The sequence below is a fragment of the Amycolatopsis sp. La24 genome, assembly GCF_029087445.1.
Classification (GTDB): Bacteria; Actinomycetota; Actinomycetes; order Mycobacteriales; family Pseudonocardiaceae; genus Amycolatopsis; species Amycolatopsis nivea.
The window spans coordinates 106,254-124,672 of the sequence record NZ_JARACH010000005.1; the positions used below are offsets into that span (position 1 = coordinate 106,254).

At 70.4% G+C, this 18,419-nt stretch carries 23 protein-coding genes; 8 read left to right on the forward strand and 15 right to left on the reverse strand.

The features are described 5' to 3' along the window. Positions 1 to 51: 51 nt before the first annotated feature. Positions 52 to 450 (reverse strand): hypothetical protein, encoded by a 399-nt coding sequence (locus tag PUT80_RS08670; protein WP_037359793.1) that lies wholly within the window; start codon positions 448 to 450, stop codon positions 52 to 54. 330 nt (positions 451 to 780) lie between these two features. On the opposite strand from PUT80_RS08670, the gene PUT80_RS08675 reads away from it, so the two are divergent. Beyond that, on the forward strand, positions 781 to 1,446 hold the full coding sequence (locus PUT80_RS08675) for a hypothetical protein (protein WP_051165923.1): 666 nt from the start codon (positions 781 to 783) through the stop codon (positions 1,444 to 1,446). A 65-nt stretch (positions 1,447 to 1,511) separates the two neighbouring features. Further along, a complete protein-coding gene (locus tag PUT80_RS08680) occupies positions 1,512 to 1,967 on the forward strand; it encodes a hypothetical protein (protein ID WP_101437989.1) in 456 nt (151 codons plus the stop codon). Here PUT80_RS08680 and PUT80_RS08685 read toward each other — a convergent pair. Beyond that, complete coding sequence (locus tag PUT80_RS08685; RefSeq protein WP_037359798.1) at positions 1,964 to 2,377, reverse strand: hypothetical protein; 414 nt, start codon at positions 2,375 to 2,377, stop codon at positions 1,964 to 1,966. The genes PUT80_RS08680 and PUT80_RS08685 overlap by 4 nt on opposite strands. Then, a complete protein-coding gene (locus tag PUT80_RS08690) occupies positions 2,371 to 3,042 on the reverse strand; it encodes a hypothetical protein (protein ID WP_037359801.1) in 672 nt (223 codons plus the stop codon). The genes PUT80_RS08685 and PUT80_RS08690 overlap by 7 nt, the downstream gene beginning before the upstream one ends. Before the next feature lie 538 nt (positions 3,043 to 3,580). Between PUT80_RS08690 and PUT80_RS08695 the strand changes: the two genes are divergently transcribed. Continuing rightward, on the forward strand, positions 3,581 to 3,898 hold the full coding sequence (locus PUT80_RS08695; RefSeq protein WP_200862801.1) for a hypothetical protein: 318 nt from the start codon (positions 3,581 to 3,583) through the stop codon (positions 3,896 to 3,898). Here PUT80_RS08695 and PUT80_RS08700 read toward each other — a convergent pair. After that, entirely contained in the window at positions 3,858 to 4,403 is a 546-nt protein-coding gene (locus tag PUT80_RS08700) for a VanZ family protein (RefSeq protein ID WP_037359803.1), read from the reverse strand. The two genes, PUT80_RS08695 and PUT80_RS08700, sit on opposite strands and share 41 nt — an antisense overlap. A gap of 142 nt (positions 4,404 to 4,545) precedes the next feature. Between PUT80_RS08700 and PUT80_RS08705 the strand changes: the two genes are divergently transcribed. Beyond that, the gene (locus tag PUT80_RS08705; protein ID WP_158242502.1) at positions 4,546 to 5,022 is read left to right on the forward strand and encodes a DUF2231 domain-containing protein; all 477 of its coding nucleotides are present in this window, start codon (positions 4,546 to 4,548) and stop codon (positions 5,020 to 5,022) included. An 866-nt stretch (positions 5,023 to 5,888) separates the two neighbouring features. On the opposite strand, the gene lspA is transcribed toward PUT80_RS08705, so the two are convergent. From lspA to PUT80_RS08720, 3 genes are read right to left on the reverse strand one after another with little or no spacing between them, the layout of a single operon-like run. Then, on the reverse strand, positions 5,889 to 6,362 hold the full coding sequence (gene lspA / locus PUT80_RS08710) for a signal peptidase II (RefSeq protein WP_101437990.1): 474 nt from the start codon (positions 6,360 to 6,362) through the stop codon (positions 5,889 to 5,891). Positions 6,363 to 6,391: 29 nt separating this feature from the next. Beyond that, entirely contained in the window at positions 6,392 to 8,356 is a 1,965-nt protein-coding gene (locus PUT80_RS08715; RefSeq protein WP_037359806.1) for a cation-translocating P-type ATPase, read from the reverse strand. Beyond that, positions 8,353 to 8,769, reverse strand: a complete 417-nt coding sequence (locus PUT80_RS08720) for a metalloregulator ArsR/SmtB family transcription factor (protein ID WP_037359808.1) — start codon at positions 8,767 to 8,769, stop codon at positions 8,353 to 8,355. The genes PUT80_RS08715 and PUT80_RS08720 overlap by 4 nt, the downstream gene beginning before the upstream one ends. A 161-nt stretch (positions 8,770 to 8,930) precedes the next feature. On the opposite strand from PUT80_RS08720, the gene PUT80_RS08725 reads away from it, so the two are divergent. From PUT80_RS08725 to PUT80_RS08740, 4 genes are all read left to right on the forward strand, one after another. Further along, complete coding sequence (locus PUT80_RS08725; protein ID WP_081655065.1) at positions 8,931 to 9,299, forward strand: zf-TFIIB domain-containing protein; 369 nt, start codon at positions 8,931 to 8,933, stop codon at positions 9,297 to 9,299. Further along, positions 9,286 to 10,272: a cation diffusion facilitator family transporter gene (locus PUT80_RS08730; protein ID WP_235079083.1), complete on the forward strand. Its 987-nt coding sequence runs from the start codon at positions 9,286 to 9,288 to the stop codon at positions 10,270 to 10,272. Before PUT80_RS08725 ends, PUT80_RS08730 begins: the two co-directional genes overlap by 14 nt. A 71-nt stretch (positions 10,273 to 10,343) precedes the next feature. Continuing rightward, a complete protein-coding gene (locus PUT80_RS08735; RefSeq protein ID WP_037359811.1) occupies positions 10,344 to 10,649 on the forward strand; it encodes a hypothetical protein in 306 nt (101 codons plus the stop codon). 104 nt (positions 10,650 to 10,753) lie between these two features. Then, a complete protein-coding gene (locus PUT80_RS08740; protein WP_158242503.1) occupies positions 10,754 to 11,749 on the forward strand; it encodes a cytochrome c oxidase assembly protein in 996 nt (331 codons plus the stop codon). 416 nt (positions 11,750 to 12,165) lie between these two features. Here the strand turns inward: PUT80_RS08740 and PUT80_RS08745 are convergent, their stop codons facing one another. The 8 genes from PUT80_RS08745 to PUT80_RS08780 all read right to left on the reverse strand — a co-directional run bounded on the left by PUT80_RS08745 (position 12,166) and on the right by PUT80_RS08780 (position 18,395). Then, a complete protein-coding gene (locus PUT80_RS08745) occupies positions 12,166 to 12,792 on the reverse strand; it encodes a redoxin family protein (protein ID WP_037359813.1) in 627 nt (208 codons plus the stop codon). Beyond that, entirely contained in the window at positions 12,789 to 13,331 is a 543-nt protein-coding gene (locus PUT80_RS08750) for a hypothetical protein (protein ID WP_051165926.1), read from the reverse strand. The genes PUT80_RS08745 and PUT80_RS08750 overlap by 4 nt, the downstream gene beginning before the upstream one ends. Continuing rightward, the gene (locus PUT80_RS08755) at positions 13,328 to 13,795 is read right to left on the reverse strand and encodes a cytochrome c-type biogenesis protein (RefSeq protein ID WP_037359815.1); all 468 of its coding nucleotides are present in this window, start codon (positions 13,793 to 13,795) and stop codon (positions 13,328 to 13,330) included. The genes PUT80_RS08750 and PUT80_RS08755 overlap by 4 nt, the downstream gene beginning before the upstream one ends. Continuing rightward, positions 13,788 to 15,761 carry a heme lyase CcmF/NrfE family subunit gene (locus PUT80_RS08760; RefSeq protein WP_037359816.1) on the reverse strand — a complete coding sequence of 658 codons (1,974 nt, stop codon included), beginning with the start codon at positions 15,759 to 15,761 and terminating at the stop codon, positions 13,788 to 13,790. Before PUT80_RS08760 ends, PUT80_RS08755 begins: the two co-directional genes overlap by 8 nt. Beyond that, on the reverse strand, positions 15,758 to 16,192 hold the full coding sequence (locus tag PUT80_RS08765; RefSeq protein ID WP_037359818.1) for a cytochrome c maturation protein CcmE: 435 nt from the start codon (positions 16,190 to 16,192) through the stop codon (positions 15,758 to 15,760). The genes PUT80_RS08760 and PUT80_RS08765 overlap by 4 nt, the downstream gene beginning before the upstream one ends. A 108-nt stretch (positions 16,193 to 16,300) precedes the next feature. After that, entirely contained in the window at positions 16,301 to 17,032 is a 732-nt protein-coding gene (gene ccsA, locus PUT80_RS08770; protein WP_037359819.1) for a cytochrome c biogenesis protein CcsA, read from the reverse strand. Next, entirely contained in the window at positions 17,029 to 17,709 is a 681-nt protein-coding gene (locus PUT80_RS08775) for a heme exporter protein CcmB (RefSeq protein ID WP_037359982.1), read from the reverse strand. The genes ccsA and PUT80_RS08775 overlap by 4 nt, the downstream gene beginning before the upstream one ends. Next, positions 17,706 to 18,395 (reverse strand): ABC transporter ATP-binding protein, encoded by a 690-nt coding sequence (locus PUT80_RS08780; protein WP_051165927.1) that lies wholly within the window; start codon positions 18,393 to 18,395, stop codon positions 17,706 to 17,708. Before PUT80_RS08780 ends, PUT80_RS08775 begins: the two co-directional genes overlap by 4 nt. Between the last annotated feature and the right edge of the window lie 24 nt (positions 18,396 to 18,419).

The following is an 18,419-nucleotide window of genomic DNA, read 5'->3' on the forward strand; positions in this document are numbered from 1 at the left end:
GAGTGCCGCGGGCGCGGCGGAACGGGGTGACGGCAGGGGTTCCGGCGCCCGTCAGATCCGCGAGACGCAGAGCTCGATCAGAAGTGCCGAGCCGGGGGATCCCCGGGGCGGCGGCCGTGCGGCCCATGGGCGCGACAGCGGGCGCGCCCCGGGCACCAGGCAGGCCGCGGCTGCCGTGGTGAGCACGGCCAGCCACAGGAAGTCGTTGGCGCTGCGAAGGAATCGGCAGAGCGTGTCGCTGCCGTCGTGGCCGTGGTGCCCTGATCCGCATCCCGGGTCGCTCGGCACCGCCGCGGTGTCGTTCGCGGCCGCGGCGTGCACGACGGCGGACCCGGCGTGGCCGGTCTCGCAGCAGGGTTGCGCGTGCAGGACCAGGAAACCGAACAGCACAGCGAAGACGGCCAGGGCGCGCCAGCCGGCGCGACGCTTCGTGGCGGAATGACACCTCACAGTCAGCGGACCGTATCAGCGATGATCTTGTGCTCGCCACGTTCTGCGGCTGCGATCACCTTGCCATGACTGCGGATTCACTCGTTTGATATGACTACTACGTACGGTAGTTGAAATCCGCGTGACGGGAATCCGACGAACGGCCGGAGCCGGTCGGGTCAGCGGCTGTCCGCCGACCGGCGCACGCGGCTACTACTCTACTAAGTAGAGAAGTAGAAATCGGCCCCCTTGCGACTTTCGTAGCTGTGCCACCGGATCACGCCGGGCTACTTTCATGCGCACTGTCCGCACTCCCGGACGGGTCCCCACGGAAATCGCAAGGAGTTTGCCATGCGCAAATGGCGGCTGCTTTTCCTCACGTCGTTCGCGGTCGCGGCTCTCGCGGCCACTACGGCGGAGGCGTCGGCAAGCAACAGCTGGAACGGATACCACTGGGCTCGCTCGTCCACCTCCAGCACGGTGCGCCTGACCGTGCTCGACAGCGTCACGTCGAGCTGGGACGCCAACCTCAGCAAGGCCAATGCCGACTGGAACCGGTCACCGGTGTTCGAGAACACCCTTTCCACGAGCGACAGCAGCGCGACGACCCGGCGCAGCTGCCCCGCGGCGGCCGGGAAAGTCCGGGTGTGCAACTACACCTACGGCAGCACCGGCTGGCTCGGCGTCGCCGAAATCGATTTGTCGAGCGGCACCCACATCGCGTGGGGAACCACGAAGGTCAACGATTCCTATTCGATGGGGACTTACGCCAAACAGCACGTGATTTGCCAGGAGGTGGGCCACGACTTCGGCCTGGACCACCAGTTCACCAACGCGGGTTCGTGCATGGACTACGCCGGGCAGAGCGACCCGGCCTACGTTTCCCCCAATTCGCACGACTACAGCGAACTGCTCTCGATTTACAACCACGGAGACGGTTCGGCCGCGGCCTCGAACGGCTCGCAGTCGAAGATCGTCGCCGGGGGCGTCGTGACCTCGATCTTCTGGAAGGACTGACCGTCGCGCACCGGCCGGCCCGGCACCTCCGGGGCGGCCGGTGTCCCCTTGTGCGAGGAGATTCCATGAAACCAGCGGTGCCGACAGCTTTTCTGGGAATGCTCGCGGTCGTGGCGGGCGGCTGCAGCTCGGCGGCTCCCCGGGGCGACTCCATTCCTTCGCATCAGCCGTCCGCGGTCAAGGTCCCGTCCGGGACGGTCGACATCGTCGTGGCGGAGCCGGCCAGCCGTGCGGGCCGCGCCGTCCGCTATTTCCGGCTTGAAGACGGCCAGGGAAAAGCGGTGCTGGAGCGTGAATTCCGGACCGCTCCGGCGGAGTTGTCCGCGCCGTTGGCGGTCGGCCGCTACCGGGTGGTCACTTGGACCAGGGACTGCACCGGCGCCTGCCGGGATGCCGTGGACGCGAACCTCGGCCGGGCAGCCGGCATTTGCGGAACCCGTATTACCGTCCCGAATGAAGCGGTGACACGGGTTTCCGTCAGTGCACCGTCCGGTGTGGACTGTTCGATGCGGACAGGCTAGGGCGTCGCGGGTGTGCGGCCGGACTGGCCGAGCAGGACCACGAGCACCGAAACCAGCGCGGATACGGCCACGACTCCGCCGACCAGTTCGGCCGACCAGCGAATACCGTAGGACAGTTGCACCGCCGCCAGCACCCCGGACCACAACAGGACCGGGACGATTCCCGCAGCCGCCAGTGATTGTGCGCGGCGCGACGCTCCCGCTCGTCGTACGCCGTAGAGAGCGGCATCGGCTGCGAGCCCGGCGACAGCGGCGGCGAGAACGACCCGCCCGCCGGTGAAGCCGAAGTCGACGAGCGTGGACGCGAGAACCGCGTGCGCGGTCAGGAACACCGTGGTGGCGCCGAACGGCAGCTTCCACGTCCGGGCGAGGTAGGCCAGCGGCGCGACGACTACGAGGGAGGTCAGCACGTAGCTGCCCAGTCCGGCCTCTGCCCTGGTCTCCGCCGCGATGTGGGCCGGGTGCCCTCGGGGAAGTGCCCGACCGTGTAGACCGGGGCATCGCTGAAGAATCCGGACAGGAAGCTCAACGCGAACGCCGCGACCGCCGACAATGCCAGCAGCGCCAGCACTGTCGCCGCCAGCGACGGTTCGCCTTTCACCCGAGCCGACAGGACCGGCCCCGCCAACAGGAACCCGGCACCGGCGAACAACAGCAGATGCGACGGGCTCAGCAACGCGTCGATCCCGGCCTCGATGCCGAACACCTCGTGCCACGCGAGATCGGCCGCGCCTCCCGCGGCGAAGATCCCGGCGCCCACGAGCGGCCAGCCGTATCCCGCCGGAGGGGCGAGGACCGCCCGCCAGGGCGGCGCCGTTCCGCGCCGCCGCCAGCCCATCGCCAGCAACCAGAGGCCGAGCAGGAGCAGGCCGCCGTAGAGCAGTCCGTGCCACGGCGTGAAGAACGAATCCGGCAGGCCCAGCCAGTGCGCCCGCCCGTCGAGGAACACCGCGACGACGAGCCACAGGCCCAGCAGCGCGGCTCCGATGTCCTCCCAGCGGGCGCTGAACGCGCGACCGGCAGGGGCGAGGCCGGACCGGCTCGCGGTCGTTGCTGCTTCCCGATGCGTGACCATCACGTCCTCCTATACCGGGCAGGGGTATCGAATAACCTGAAGATATACCCCGTGGGGGTATTAGGCAAGCGTGAGGTGCGCTGCCGCGGCGAGCGGGGGACATCGGTACGGCGCGGACGATCTGTCCGGGTGGCGGTCATCCTGTGTGCCAAAGAGGCTGGGCTCGGCCTGCTGTGGCAGCGCGCGGAAATTCGGCGCCGGATGGTCGGTTCGCGGGCGTCACTGGACCTGATCGAGTGCGCTTTGGGCTGCGATCACGAGGATTTCATGCGGCGCGCCCGTTTTCGTGCGGTCGCGGCAGGCGGTCCTGGGATCGAGGCGGGCACGGACGCGGGCCTCGGAGGAACGAGGCCCGCGTCCGCGTTACGCGCCGGCCGAGGGGGAGGGTCCGGCGCGGCCGCGAGACAGCATGCGGGAAGCTCGCGACATAACCGACATACTAGGAAACTTAGTAATTGATGGCAAGGCGGGATTCCGGAAGGCTCCTCGCGTACTACGATCTCGCTTAGTAGAGGTGGCTGGTGCGAGGAGTTGTGACATGCCGAAGGTGTCGACGAGAGGGCGCGACCGCCGCGCGAGGCAGCGCGCGCTCGAGGCCGGGGTCCGCCGCGCGGCGGTCAAGCCCGAGAAGGCCGGCTACACCGGCGCGTACCGGAAATGGCTCGTCGTGCGGGTCGCGGGTTTCGTGCTGATGGGGGTCGGGGTCGTGATGGCGATCGTCCACATCGGAGCGCACCTGGGGAAGTTCTCCTTGCTGCCGACGGTGGGCTTGCAGGACCTGCTGATCGGCTGGCCGATGGCGGGCGTGCTGTTCCTCATCGGCGGGGTGTTCGCGGGCCGGCGGTTTCGCGCCTGACCGTCCTGCGCCGCAGGAGCACCGCGCCGAGCAGGGCTCCGGCGAGCGCGCCCGCGACATTGGCGAGCACGTCGGCGAGGCTGCACCACCGGCCGGGGATCTGCGATTGGGCCAGTTCGATCGCGGGCGGCAGCGTGAGGGCGAGCACGACTGCGGGTACGGTGCGGCCGACGGTGAGCACTGCCGAGGCGGTCAGCGGCAGGAGAAGGAGCAGGTTGAGCACGTTGCCGGCGATCCCGCCGCCAGAGTTCAGCACCGTGCCCACGAGGTCGGGGAAGTCCTCGGGCAGGCAGGCGTGCAGGCCGTTGGTGTGCCGCTCGCTGCCGGGTGGCAGAGTGAGCGCGAGAACCGCGGACAACAGCACGACGGTGATCAGGATGCCGCGCGCGGGCCACTCGGTCCGCTTGGCCAGCGGCCGGGCCGCGGAGAGGCCGACGAGTGCGCCGAGGGCCAGTACGGCAATGGTCCAGGCGGACACGGGCACGACGGCGCCGAATACCAGCACGGCTGCTCCTCGCTGCAGTCCGGCGGGGAAGCCGGGCGGGACACGGGAGCCGACATAATACTAAGTGAAATAGTATCAACGGGGTGAGTTCATTGCGTCTACCATGCTGCGGAACGGATCCGGTGCGGTCCTGGGAACCGGCGTGACCGAGACAGCGGAGGAAGCCGCTCCGGTCCGGACGAGGTCGCGGGTGCGGCTGCACCCGGTGCTGGTGGCCGTCCCGATCGGATGCTGGTTCGCGAGCACGGTGCTGGACCTGGCGGCGCGCTCGCACGATCCACGGGAATTCACCACCGCGGCAACGTGGCTGGTCGGGATCGGGCTGCTCGGCGCAGCGGTCGCCGGGTTCGCGGGATTTGTCGACGGGTTGCCGATCCGCTCGGGCACTGCCGCCTACCGGCGCCTGCTGGTGCACCTGAGCCTGGCGATGGCGCTCATCCTGGCGTACCTGGTCGAGTACGTGCTCCGGCTGGGCGCTCCGCCCGACCGGGCGATCCCGGCGGGCGTGCTGGTTTACGCGCTCGCCAACGCGGCGGCGCTCGTGGCGACCGTGGTGTGGGGCGCGCTGGTCGCGCACCGGCTCGGGACTGCGCTGCCGGATGGTGGCGGCGAAGGCTGACACGGATCGGACCGCCAGACGGCATCGGTAGTTCGTGGGTGAGCACCCGGACGTGAAGCGCGAGGCGGCGAGGTGCGGGCGGTTGCCGAGGCGGCGATCCGTGCAGCAGCAGAGGCAGGACAACCCGGCCGACCTGATCAACGTCGCGTGGAGGAGCTGGTGCGGCCTGCTGAGGGTCGCCGGGGCACGTGACGCCGGACGCGATGGCAGCCGTGCTCCGCACGGATGTCAACCCGCGGTTCACTACGATGGTCGCGGCCCGGGCTGACGGGCCGAGTGTGCCTGCCTGGATCGCGGCCCGGTGGCGGACCCGGCCGCGCGGCGTAGCGAGTTCGATCGGACGAAGACCTGGGCGCAGGCGACCACGCTGGGCAAGTTCCAAGGCACGACTGGCGGATTTGCAGGCACCGCACGCGATCGGCCCGGCCGGGCTGTGGTTGGAGGGGCGTGCTGCCGGGGAATGTCGTGCGCTTCGCCGGTGAGGCAAGGATGGCTGCGTCGACATGTGCGAGACCGGCGACTCGAAGTGGGTGACGTTGCTGATCAGCCCGCTGCACAGTAGCGGATCGAGGAGAGTCGCGGTGATTGCCATGTTCTGAAGCACATGGCTGGGACTGTGCGAGCGAGCAGCGGAACGGCTGGCGGCGCTTCAGGACGAGCGGCGGAAGCTGAGTGGCTGGGCGGCGCAGCTGTCTGCGGCGTTCGAGCGGTGTCGGCCTACCACGGCAACAACTAACTGCCCTCGCTGGAGGGGATCTGCCGCTCGCGCCGCCGGTCGCTGTTCACCCTGGTCGACGTTCGATCTTGAGGGTCGAGGTCGAGTTCACGAATTTGGTGGGCTGTGATCCGATCTTGATCTCGCGGGATCACGGTGCCGAGTCCCTCGTGGTGCCATCGGTGGCGCGGAGACTGGCCAGAACCAGCACAGCGCCGCCGACGGTGATGAAGACATCGGCGAGGTTGAATGTGGGGAACCAGCCGGTGTGCAGGTAGTCGGTCACGACCCCGTCGGCGGCCCGGTCGGCGAGGTTGGCGATCGCCCCGGCCAGCACCGCGGCCAGCCCCAGCCGTACAGCCAGGTTCGCCGTGCGTGCTTTGCGCCAGGCGAACACCGCGAGCCCGGCGACGATCAACCCGGTGACACCGAGCACCACCCAACCGGGCAGGGTGTCGCCGAGGCTGAACGCCACCCCGGAGTTGAACGTCAGCCGCAGCTGAATCACCCCGAGATCGGCCGACGTCCCGTCAGCCAAGGCCCCGCTCGCCCAGGCTTTCAGGCCGAGGTCGAGCGCGGCCAGCAGCGCGGCGGTGGCCGCCAGCGCGACCCGTGCTCGGGTCACTCTGGCCGTGCGAGTGGGTTGACCGGTCGTCACGAGGACACCCCGACCGCGGCGGACATCGACGCCGTCTGCCTGCGACCTCCTGTGATCTGCAGGGACTTGGTGCGGCCGGCGCGGACGCCGTTGGCGATGACGACGACCTCGGCCAACTCATGCACCAGTACCACCGCGGCCAAGCCGACCACGCCGAACAACGCCAGCGGGATCAACACGGTGATCAACCCGAGGGACAGGCCGACGTTCTGCAGCATGATCCGCCGGGCGCGGCGGGCGTGGGTGAACGCCTGCGGCAGGTGCCGCAGGTCCTCGCCCATGAGCGCGACGTCAGCGGTCTCGATCGCCACGTCGGTGCCCATCGCGCCCATCGCGATGCCCAGATCGGCGGTGGCCAGGGCCGGCGCGTCGTTGACGCCGTCGCCCACCATCGCGGTGGAGCGCTGGCTGCGCAGCTGTTCGATCAGGCGAGCCTTGTCCTCCGGGCGGAGTTCGGCGTGCACGTTTTCGATCCCGACGTCCTTCGCCAGTGCGGTGGCGGTGGCGTGGTTGTCGCCGGTGAGCATCGCGACGTGGTAGCCGTCCCGGCGAAGCTGCGCCACCACCTCGACGGCTTCCGGGCGAAGCTCGTCGCGGACCGCGATCGCGCCGACGACCTGGCCGTCCTGCTCGACCAGCACCGCGGTCGCGCCGGCCTGCTGCATCCGCGCCACGTCCGTCGCCAGTGAGCTGGGTTCGAGCCAGCCGGGACGCCCCAGCCGAACGGTGCGCCCGTCCAGACGGCCGGTGAGACCCGCCCCGGTGACCGCCTCCACGGCCGAGGCCGGGGTGACCTCGTCGACCGCGGCAAGGATCGCCCTCGCGAGAGGATGTTCGCTGCGGGCCTCCAATGCTGCTGCCAGGTGCAGGACCTGCTCGCGGCTCGCGCCATGGGTGGTGGCGACGTCGATGACGGCGGGCCGGTTCGCGGTGAGGGTGCCGGTCTTGTCCAACGCGACTCCGCGGACCGCACCGAGCGCTTCGAGGGCGGCACCGCCCTTGACCAGCACGCCGAGCTTGCTGGCCGCGCCGACCGCGGCCACGACCGCGACGGGCACGGAGATCGCCAGCGCGCACGGGGAGGCGGCGACGAGCACGACCAGGGCACGCTCGATCCAGGTGACCGGGTCGCCGAGCAGGCTGCCGACCGCAGCGATCAGCGCGGCGGCGATCATGATGCCCGGCACCAACGGTTTCGCGATGCGGTCCGCGAGGCGTTGGGAGGCGCCCTTACGGGCCTGTTCGGCTTCCACGATCCGCACGATCCGCGCCAGGGAGTTGTCCTCCGCGGTGGTGGTGACCTCGACTTCGAGCACGCCGGTGCCGTTGATCGATCCAGCGAACACCTCGCTGCCGGGACCTGCCTCGACCGGCACCGATTCGCCGGTGATCGCCGAGACGTCCAAGGCAGTACGGCCGTCGCGGATGATGCCGTCGGTGGCGATTCGCTCACCGGGCTTGACCAGCATGCTGTCGCCGACCCGCAGCTCGGCCGGCGACACCATGACCTCCGTGCCGTCGCGCAAGACGGTGGCCTGCTCGGGAACCAGGGACAGCAGGGCACGCAGGCCGCGACGGGTGCGGGCCAGCGAGTACTCCTCCAGGCCCTCACTGATGGAGAACAGGAAAGCCAGCATCGAGGCCTCGCCGACCTCGCCGAGAATGACCGCGCCGACCGCGGCGATCGTCATCAGCGTGCCGACCCCGATCTTGCCCTTCACCAGCCGCTTCAGCGTGGACGGGACGAAGGTGTAGGCACCGGCCAGCAACGCCGCCACCTCCAGCACCAGCTCCACCGGCCGCGCCGCGCCGGCCCAGCCGGCGATCAGCGCGGCGAGCAGGAACGCTCCAGAGCTCGCCGCGAACTGCAGTTCCTTGACTTGCCACAGCCGCTCCGGCTCGTGCTCCTCGGCCTCCACGCTCACAGGTTCTTCGTGGCCGCAGCCGCACGCGTCACTCATCGAGCACTCTCCTTGCTATCCCGAATCACGCTGTCCGGGGTTGCGTCGGCCGCGGCGTCGGTGCCGTAGTTCGGGCACAGCGCCACCGCGTTGCCGGTCGCGGCCAGCAGCGTCTCCGCCGACGCCAGCAGGTCCATCAACTCCGGCCGGGCGAGGCTGTAGAACACCTGCCGGCCCTGCGGGCGGCCCACCACCAGCGCGCAATCACGCAGGCAGGCCACGTGCGCCGAGACCGTGGACTGCGCCATCCCCAGCGCGGCCACCAGGTCTGCGACCCGCGCCTCCCCATGAGCGAGGCGTTGCACGATCGCCAGCCGGGTGGCGTCGGAGAGACTGTGGAACAGCGCCACCGCCGGGTCCAAGCCCGCGCCCACGCTCGACGCGAGGCATCCATCCCTGCTTATCATCGCCACAAGACGATGATAGCAGCAATTGGCGATTCAAACGACAACGACTGCGTCAGAGGACGTGCCCGGACTCGCTCGGACCCCAGTAATCCATTTATGCGCATATCACTATACTTGAGGCAGGATAGGCAGCGGACGTGAGCGATGACGACGCGAGAGGTGCAGCGATGAGTAGCGCGACAGGCGAGCAGCCGACAGGCGGCGGGGCGGGGTTGTTGTGCCCGAAATGTGTGTCCCAGATGCTGCCGGTGAACCGGTTCGGGGTGGAGATCGACCAGTGCACCGGTTGCGGCGGGGTATTCCTCGACCGCGGCGAGATGGAACAGCTGGCCACGGCGGAGGCCAGGTTCTACGCCGCCGCCCAGCCCACCCCGCCGTCGCAGCCTGCGCCGCCGCAGTACGCGGCACCGGCTCAGCCGTACTACCCGCCACCCGCCTACGGCGAGCGCCGCCATGGCGGCGGGTTCCTGGGTGAGCTGTTCGGGCAGCACGAGTACCGTCCGCAGCACGGAGGGCACCACGGTGGCCACCACTGAACACCAGGCCCAACGTGCCGGGCAGGCGGAGGGGACCGGCGAGACCGGACACGGACACGGGCACGGGGTGTCGGCGAACGCGGACCGGAAGTGGCTCGGTCTCGCGCTCGGGCTGATCGTGGCGTTCATGACGGCCGAGGTGGTGGTCGGGCTGATCGCCGGATCGCTGGCGCTGATCTCCGACGCCGGGCACATGCTCACCGACGCCGCGTCGATCGTGCTCGCGCTCATCGCGATCCGGCTGGCGGCCCGGCCCGCGCGCGGCAACTACACCTACGGCCTCAAACGCGCCGAGATCCTCTCCGCCCAGGCCAACGGCATCACCCTGCTGTTGCTGACCGCGTGGTTCGTCTACGAGGGCGTACGCCGGCTCATCGACCCCCCACCGGTGGAGGGGCTGCTGGTGTTCATCACCGCACTGGTGGGCATCGCGGTCAACGTGGCCGCGTCCTGGTGCATCAGCCGCGCCAACCGGTCCAGCCTGAACGTCGAGGGTGCGTTCCAGCACATCCTCAACGACCTCTACGCGTTCATCGCGACCGCGGTCGCCGGTGGCGTGATCCTCTGGACCGGCTTCGCCCGCGCGGACGCCATCGCCGCGTTGATCGTCGCGGCGCTGATGGCCAAGGCGGGCTGGGGCCTGGTCAAGGAATCCGGGCGGATCTTCCTCGAAGCCGCCCCCGCGCACCTGGACCCCGAGGCGATCGGCGGCGAGTTGGCCGCCGTGCCCGACGTAGTGCAGATTCACGACCTGCACATCTGGCAGATCACCTCCGGCGACACCGCGCTGTCCGCGCACATCCTCGTCAAACCGGGCGCCGACTGCCACGCCATCCGCCAGGGCGTCGAGGAGATCATGCGCGCACGCCACCACCTGGAACACACCACCCTGCAGGTCGACCACACCACACCCGAGGCCGACGACGAGCACTGCGACCACCCGCACGGCCGGACCTACCGACCCCAGCCATGAACCCCGGCCCAGGTCAGCTCAACGTTTCCACGCGGGCCTGGGCCGGCCGCGCCCGCACGGAGGAACCCACCATGACGACCACGCTACTGGCCGCCGGCTCAGGCACGGCCGGAGTCTGGACCCTGATCGCCATCGTCGTCGCCCTCGCCGCCGCGCTCACCGGAATCGGCATCGCCCAAGCCCGCGACCCCGAACGCCGCCGCATCGCCGCCCAGGCGGGCGAAGCCGGCGCCACCACGACCGGCATGCCCTCCGGAGTCGAGGATCCTGACGGTGCCGCGGCAGGCGACGACGCGGCCGACGACCGCCCGGATGACGGCCTTCCCGAGAGCAGAACGAGAGGCTCCGAGGACGGGGCCGCGCCGAATTCCCCGTAACCGCCCGACGGTGACAGCGGCCTGAGCGAGCATCCGCGTGGCCGTGACCCGAGACCGACAGGACCCGTGACGCAGCCATCATGCCGACCGTTTCCTTGCCACCCTTGACCTGGACCACCGCGCTCACCGCATGGTCCTGGCATCCCGCACCGATCGCGGCGATGCTGGCCTTCGGTCTCTGGTACGCCCTGCGCGTGCGGAAGCTCCGCCGAGCCGGTGGCACCTGGCCCGCAAGCCGCATCGTGTGGTGCTACAGCGGGCTCGGCAGTTACGCCCTCGTCACCGTGACCTCGATCGGGGCCTATCAGAACGTTCTCTTCAGCGTCCGCGCCATCCAAGTCGTCACGCTGCTGATGATCACACCGCAATTCCTCGCCCACGCCCTGCCCGCCCGACTCGCCCGCGACACCGCAACCCCGGCAACCAGGGCACGGTGCAGCCGCATCCTGCACTCGGCCGCCATGCGGGCCGTCACCCATCCGCTGATCGGCGTGCTAGTGCTGCTCGGCGTACCCATCGCGCTCTACGGCAGCGGCTGGTACGAAGCCGGGCTGCGCAGCCACTGGACCAGCGAACTCACCCAAGCCGCGCTACTGATCGCCGGGGCACACTACTTCTGGACCCGCCTGCAACGCGATCCCGTGCCCAAGCTGTACCCGCACGTCGTCTCGGTCGGACTGACCTTCGCCGAAGTCGCCCTCGACGTCATCGTCCCCATCGCCCTGCTCATGTCCGGCAGCCTCGTCGCCGCCGACTACTATCTCGCACTCAACGGCGCAGGAGGGCTTCCCCCCGACACCGACCAGACAACCGGTGCGGCCGTCCTGTGGGGCCTCGGCGACCTCGCCCTCGTACCCTTCCTCATCCTGTCCATGCAGCAACTGCGACGCCGCGACAAGGAACACGCCGCCGAGATCGACGCACAACTCGACCAATACCAACGAGCCGAACAACGCAGACAAAACCCCACAGCAACAGCCGCTGAAACGGCCGGCACTGCTGCGGAACTACCTGCCACGATGCGCCCCTGGTGGGAAGACGACCCGAACGTCGCGGCACACTTCCGATGGACACAGCAAAAACCGCCCCAGGACGGCTAATTCCGGTGCCTCTGCCCGCCATCGCAAGCGGCTTCGCTCACCGGCGGTGCTGGACATCAGCGACCAACCGGTTGTGCCGTCGACAAGAAGACCACGGTGCCGCCTACCGGTGCGCCGGGCTCCATCTGCCCGCAAGGGGGCCAGCCGTCCGGCACGGCGGCCCGGGTCTGGACAAGCGGTACCAGCAGAACACCCACCGCCGATGCGGCGAGCCCAGATGAATCGTGGCCGTGCACTCGATGCGCAGCCGGACGGCGCATCGTCGACGCGAGCGCTGTGACTTCTTCGGCTCGATCGCCGCTGACAGCGAGGGCGAGCTGGAGCAGTTAGGACCCACCGGATGCCGACCGGTGCGCGACGCTCCTGATCAGCGCCGGAGCCTCACCACGGCCTCATTCTGGCATGGCTGACGGAGGTCAGCGGCCCTGGCCGGGAGCGGGCTGGACGGAGCCGCCGGTGCGGGACTGCGGTTTCCGCCCGGCGACGATGTCGTCGAGGGCGGACTTCAGCAGCGGCGGGTCCACCGGGCCGGTGATCTTGGCGACGATGGTTCCGGAGCGGTCGAGGAAGAACGTTTCCGGGATGCCGTAGATCCCGAATTCCATGGCCGCGCGGGAGCCGGGGTCGGTGACGTACTGGTAGCTCTTGCCGCGGCCGAGTTCGTTGAGGAATCCGACCGCGGACTTGGGCTGGTCCTGGTAGCTGATGCCGACGAAGGTCACGCCCGCCGTGCGGTAGGCGTCCGCGGCGGCGGTCAGGGTGGGCTGTTCCTCGCGGCACGGCACGCACCATGAGGCCCAGAAGTTGACCACGACGACCTGGCCGCGCAGCGAACGCAGCGCGAGGCCGCCGTCTCGTTCGAGGTAGGGCAGGGTGAGCTCGGGTGCGGGCTTGCCGATCAGCGGGGTGTCGACCAGGTTCGGGTCGTCGCCGATCCGGGTGCTGATGAGCACGCCGACGGCGACCGCGGCGACGGCGACGGCGAGCGCGGTCCAGCGGAGCCATCGCATGGTGCCGCGGCGGGCGTCGGCGCCGGCTGTCATCGTCCCTCCTTGGCCAGTTCGCGCCGCGCGGTGGCGATCATGGCGTCGACGTCCTGGCGGGTCTGGGCGGGCAGCCCGGGTCGTTGCCGGAGCTGGTCGAGGGTGCGCAGCGCGGCGGCCGGGTTGTTTTGAGCGAAGAGCTGCAGGTTCGCCTGCATCCACAGCGCGGTGTCGGCGGCGCCGGTTCCCGAAGGAAGCGGCGCAGCGGGGGCGCTGGACTGCATGACCTCGTTCCCGGTCACGAAACCGTTCTGGGGACGCTGTTGCACGGCGGCGGGGAGGACGACGACCGCAGCGATCCCGGCCGCGACGAGCGTGCCGAGGTAGGCGATGGTCCTCGTCCGTGCCTCGCGGGTGCGGCGTCGCCGGGAGACGGGCTTGGCGGGTTCGTCGAGGCGGTTGATCGCGTCGGCGGCGGCCTGCTCGTACTCGGCGCGCAGGCGTCGTGCGGCGTCCGGCGGGATTTCCCCGGCGTCGACTTGCGCTTCGAGCGCGAGGATGTCGCGCAGGGCCTGGTCGCGTTCTTCGGCGGCGGTCACAGAGTCTCTCCGGTGCCTTGTTCGCGGGCGTGGCGCAGCGCCAGTTCGACACGCGCGCGTTCGTCGCCGGCCAGTTCCGGGACGTCGGGTCGTTTCCGCAAGAGCCCGGCCAGCAAGAGCGCTCCGGCGGCGATGCCGGCCAGCGGCAGCAGCCACACCCACAGCGTGCGGCCGCTCACTGGCGGATCAAGCAGCACCCAGTCGCCGTAGCGGGCCCGGAAGAAGCCGAGGACCTGCTGATCGCTGCGGCCGGCGGCGACCTGATCCTGCACCGCCTGCCGCATGGCAGTGGCCGTCTCGGACGGCGATTCGGCGATCGACACGCTCTTGCACACCGGGCAGCGCAGTCGCTGGTCGAGGTCGTGCGCCCGGTCCGCGGTCCCGTTCCCGCCGCTGAGGAGCAGCCCGGCGGTGAGGCCGAGCAGGACGAGGATTCCGGCGAGCGCGAGCAGGCTTTTACGCATGGCTCACCGTCTCCTCGGCGGGTTCGGCAGTCGGGGAACCGCGTCGGCGCCGTTCGCTGAGGGCCCACGCGCCGCCCGCGGCCATGAGGAACCCTCCTGTCCACAGCCAGGACATGAGCGGGTAGCGGTAGAGGTTCACCGTCACGGTGCCGGGGGCGATCTGCGCCAGCGCGACGTAGACGTCGCGGCCCGCGGTGCTCCACACGTCCGGGGTGCCGACGGCCTGGGGCTGGTTGGCGAAGGTCTCCAGTTTGGGCTGGGCCGTCCAGGCGAGCTGTCCGTTGTCGCGGAATTCCAGATGCGCGTCGCGCTGGGTGCGGTCGGGTTCGGTGTGTTGCTCGCTCTTGGTGAACATGACGGTGTAGCCGGCGAATTCGGCCGGGTGCTCGGGGGTGAGGGTGACCGTCGCACGGGTCGCGGTGGCTCCGGCCACGGAGATGGCGAGGGCGACGACCGCGACGCCGATGTGCGCGAGCTGCCCGCCCCAATAGGCGCGCTGCCCGGACACCAGCCGCCACAAGCCGGACGGGCGCCGGTTCGGCGCGGTGGCGAACAGATGCCGGATGCTCGCGGAGACGATGGTCGCCGCGAGGAAGGCGACCGCGACGACGCCGACGGAGCGGATTCCCGCCACCGCGAACGCGGCGGCGGCGATGCTGCCGATCAGCATCGGGAAGGCCAGCCGGGTCCAGAGCACGCGCGCGGTCGCCCAGCGGTAGGGGGTGAACGGCCCGGCGCCCATCGCCAGCAGCAGCGCGAACGACAGGGGCACGGCCATCCGGTCGAAGAACGGGCGGCCGACCGAGACCTGGCCTCCGGTGAACGCCTCGACGAAGATCGGGTACACGGTCCCGAGCAGCACGACGAAGGCGAAAAGGCACAGCACCAGGTTGTTGACCAGGAAGAGCCCCTCGCGGCTGGCGAGCCGCAGCGACCCGGTGCGGGAGGCGACGTGTTCGCCGCGCAGCGCGAACAGCGTGAACCCGCCGGCCAGGACGACCACGAAGAAGCCGAGCAAAGCGGGTCCGACCCCGGACTGGGTGAAGGAGTGCACCGACGCCACCACCGAGGACCGGGTGAGGAAGGTGCCCAGGATCGTCAGCGCGAAGGTCGCCAGCGCGAGCACGAAGTTCCACGCCTGCAGGGTTCCGCGCTTCACCTGCACGACGGCGGAGTGGACGAACGCGGTCGCCGCCAGCCAGGGGATCAGCGCCGCGTTCTCGACCGGGTCCCACGCCCAGTAGCCGCCCCAGCCGAGCACCTGGTAGGACCACCACGCGCCGACGATCAGGCCCGCGGTGAGGAACGTCCAGGCGACGAGGTTCGCCCGCCGGGTGCGGACCAGCCAGTCGGTGCCGCCGCGGCGGATGAGCAGCGCCGACATGGCGTAGGCGAACGACACCGTGAACCCGACGAAGCCGAGGTACAGCAGCGGGGGATGGATCGCCACCATGATGTCGTTGCGCAGCAACGGGTTCGGGCCCGGGCCGTCGGCGGGCGGGTTCGCCACGATCCGGAACGGGTTGGCGACGGTGGTCACCAGCCCGAAGAAAAAGGCCGCCACGAGGCCCATGACGCCGAGCGCGCCGGTGCCCAGCCGGTCGCCGGGGTCGGTCACCTTGCGGCGGGCGACGAAGACGTACCCGGCCAGCAGCAGCGTCCACAGGACGATGCTGCCGCCGAGAGCCGACCACGCGCTGGTGATGGTGAACAGCAGCGGCGTGGCACGCGAGTGCGTCTCGGCGACGTAGGACATGGCGAAGTCGTCGGTCAGCAACGCCGTTTCGAGCGCGGCCATCGACAGCACCGCTCCGCCGAGCATCACGAACGAGGCCAGCCGCAACTGTCCGATTCGGACGGAGCCGGGCCGGCGCTGCGCGCGGAATCCGTACCAGGCCAGCACGAGCGACGCGGCGAGGCCGAGGAATGCGCCGCCCCAGCCCGCGGCGGGAAGCACGGCGGTCACCGGGAATCACCTCCAGACGGGGCCGGGGCCGGTGTCGCGGGCGGCCGGTAGTTCTCGTCGTGTTTGACGATCATCGTGTCGGAGTCGAATTGGCCGTCCCGCCAGGAACCTTCGACGATCACCCCGATGCCGGGCTGGAACAGTTGCGCGAGCGGGCCGTTGTGCAGGACGGGGACTGCCGGGCTGCCGGGCTTCACGTCGGAGGACACGACGAACCGCAGCCCTTCCGGGGTGTGGGCGACGCTGCCCGGCCGCACGAACCCGCCGAGCTGGAACCGGCGGCCGTCGGGGTAGTCGGCGTGTTTCGCGATCGCCTCGGCCGGCGTGAGGTAGTAGACGAGGTTGCCGTTGAGGTTCCCGAACATCAGCACCCCGACCAGGACGGCGACGATCCCGATGCCGGCGACGGCGAGCAGGCGGTACCGCTTCACCGCTCCTCCCGTTCCCGCCGGATCGCCTCTGCCCGAAGGCGCAGCCGCAGCGTGTACCCGGCGAGCGTGCCGAAAGCGATGGCGAAGCCGATCGTCACCCAGGCCCATTCAGGCATCCCGCATCCGTCCTTCCAGGTGCGGCGCGGTGACGGCGCCGCCCGCGACTTCGGTGTCCTCGGCCGCTTGTGCGGCAGCGAGTTCGTCCTCCAGCGCGGTGAGCCGGAGCCGGGCGCGCAGCAGCATTCCCGCGAACACGGTGAACGCGACCACGTTGAGCAGCAGCACGGCGAGCATCCGGTGGTCGATCGTCGGATCGCCCGGCTTCAGCACTGTCGGCGGCTGGTGCAGCGCCCGCCACCACACCACCGACATGTGCACGACCGGCACCTGCACGACGGCGACCACGCCGAGCACCGCCGAGCGGCGCGCGCGGGCGACCGGATCGAGCGTCGCCCGGCGCAGGGCCAGATAGCCGAGGTAAACGAAGAACATCAGCGCGGTGGTGACCAGGCGGGGGTCCCAGGTCCACCACACGCCCCACACCGGTTTGCCCCACCAGGAGCCGAGCACGATCGTCAGGCCGGTGAACAGCACCCCGAGTTCCGCGCTCGCCGCGGCGAGCCGGTCGAAGCGGGCGCCGCGGCGCCACAGCCACAGCGCGCTGGCGAGCCCGGTGAGGCCGAAACAGAGGTAGGCGACCCACGCGGTGGGCACGTGCACGTACATCAGCCGCTGGTAGTCGCCTTGGAACCGGTCCGGCGGCGCGAGGACCGCGCCGGCGAGACCGGCCGCGAGCAGGACGAGCGCGGCGGCGGGAAGCCGCCTGCCGAACAGGTTCATGACGATTCCTCCAACGCGTTCGCGCCGAGCAGCAGAGCGAGCCAGCCGATTCCGGTGACGGTGACCAGCAGCAGCAACCACAGCCACGGGACCTGCCCGTAGCCGCCTTCCTCGACCAGTTCGGTCGCACCCAGCAGAAGCGGCAGCGCCAGCGGGCAGACCAGCAGCGGCCCGAGCGTGCTGCGGCCTGCCATGCCGTGCACCAACGCGCCGGCGAGAGTGCCGAGAGCCGCGAGCCCGGCAGCAGTCAGCGGAAGCGCTGCCGCCAGCCACGCCCACCCGGCGAGATCAGGCTGGTACAGCGCGATCATCACCGGCAGCAGCAGCGTCTCGAACGCGAGCAGGACGACCGCCGTCGCGGCGGCGCGCCCGCCGAGCCGGGCCGCGGCCGGCATTCCGGTCATCCGGAGCATGGCCAGGTGGCCGGGCGAGTCGGTCGCGGTCTGGCGCAGCGCGACCAGCACGCCGAAGAGCAGCACCACGACCCAGTACATGCCCGTGCCCAGCTGGCTGAGCAGCGGGCGGTCCGCACCGACCGCCATCGGCGTCAGCAGCAGCGCGACGGCGCCGAACGGCGTGATGATCCAGAGCGCTTCGCCCGCGCGCGCCTCGATCCGCAACTCGGCGCCGGCGATGGTCCGTGCCTGGCGGAGCGGAGCGGGGGACAGGACGGTCATCGCCACTCGCTTTCCGGGGCGGGTTCGCGGTGCAGCGCGACGAGACCGCCGTCGAGGAGTTCCCCGACCCGGTCGGCCAGCGCCCAGACCCGCGGCGCGTCGTGCGCGACCACGACCGCGGCCCCGCCGCGCGCCCGGACCCGCTGGACGACCAGGTCGACCAGTCCGAACGACGACCGGTCGAGCCCGGCGTGCGGTTCGTCGAGCAACAGCAGCGCCGGTTCGGTCAGCACCACCCTGGCGAGATCGGCACGGCGGAGCATGCCCTGCGAGCAGTGCTCGGCGCGCCGTCCGGCAGCCCGGCGCAGCCCGACGACGTCGAGCGCGTCCGGCACCGCAGCGGCGTCCCGCCCGGTCAGCGCGGCCACATGGCGGAGATTCTCCTCGAGCGTCAGCCGGGGATGCAACGAGGAATCGTGTCCTGCCAAGGCGATCGACGGCCGTGCAGCACGGACTTCGTCGGTGCCGAGCCGGGCGCCGAGCACTTTTCCGGTGCCGGCCGTGGGACGCAGCAGGGTGGCCAGCACGCGCAGGAGAGTGCTTTTCCCCGCGCCGTTCGGGCCGAGCACGCCGTAGACCTCACCCGCACCGACCGCGAGGTCGAGCGCGCGCAGCACCGGCGTGCGGCCCAACCGCACACCGAGCCCGGTCACCGCGATCACTGGCTCGCCCTGCTCTACTATCATCGATCGTAGAGTACAAGCCCTGGC

Bases quoted from the DNA above. Each gene is read 5' to 3' on its own strand.
- PUT80_RS08680 (WP_101437989.1), top strand. From the start codon at position 1,512: ATGAAACCAGCGGTGCCGACAGCTTTTCTGGGAATGCTCGCGGTCGTG.
- ccsA (WP_037359819.1), bottom strand. From the start codon at position 17,032: ATGAACCTGTTCGGCAGGCGGCTTCCCGCCGCCGCGCTCGTCCTGCTC.
- PUT80_RS08695 (WP_200862801.1), top strand. From the start codon at position 3,581: ATGCCGAAGGTGTCGACGAGAGGGCGCGACCGCCGCGCGAGGCAGCGC.
- PUT80_RS08715 (WP_037359806.1), bottom strand. From the start codon at position 8,356: ATGAGTGACGCGTGCGGCTGCGGCCACGAAGAACCTGTGAGCGTGGAG.
- PUT80_RS08775 (WP_037359982.1), bottom strand. From the start codon at position 17,709: ATGACCGTCCTGTCCCCCGCTCCGCTCCGCCAGGCACGGACCATCGCC.
- PUT80_RS08675 (WP_051165923.1), top strand. From the start codon at position 781: ATGCGCAAATGGCGGCTGCTTTTCCTCACGTCGTTCGCGGTCGCGGCT.
- PUT80_RS08745 (WP_037359813.1), bottom strand. From the start codon at position 12,792: ATGACAGCCGGCGCCGACGCCCGCCGCGGCACCATGCGATGGCTCCGC.
- PUT80_RS08780 (WP_051165927.1), bottom strand. From the start codon at position 18,395: ATGATAGTAGAGCAGGGCGAGCCAGTGATCGCGGTGACCGGGCTCGGT.
- PUT80_RS08755 (WP_037359815.1), bottom strand. From the start codon at position 13,795: ATGCGTAAAAGCCTGCTCGCGCTCGCCGGAATCCTCGTCCTGCTCGGC.
- PUT80_RS08690 (WP_037359801.1), bottom strand. From the start codon at position 3,042: ATGGTCACGCATCGGGAAGCAGCAACGACCGCGAGCCGGTCCGGCCTC.
- PUT80_RS08725 (WP_081655065.1), top strand. From the start codon at position 8,931: ATGAGTAGCGCGACAGGCGAGCAGCCGACAGGCGGCGGGGCGGGGTTG.
- PUT80_RS08735 (WP_037359811.1), top strand. From the start codon at position 10,344: ATGACGACCACGCTACTGGCCGCCGGCTCAGGCACGGCCGGAGTCTGG.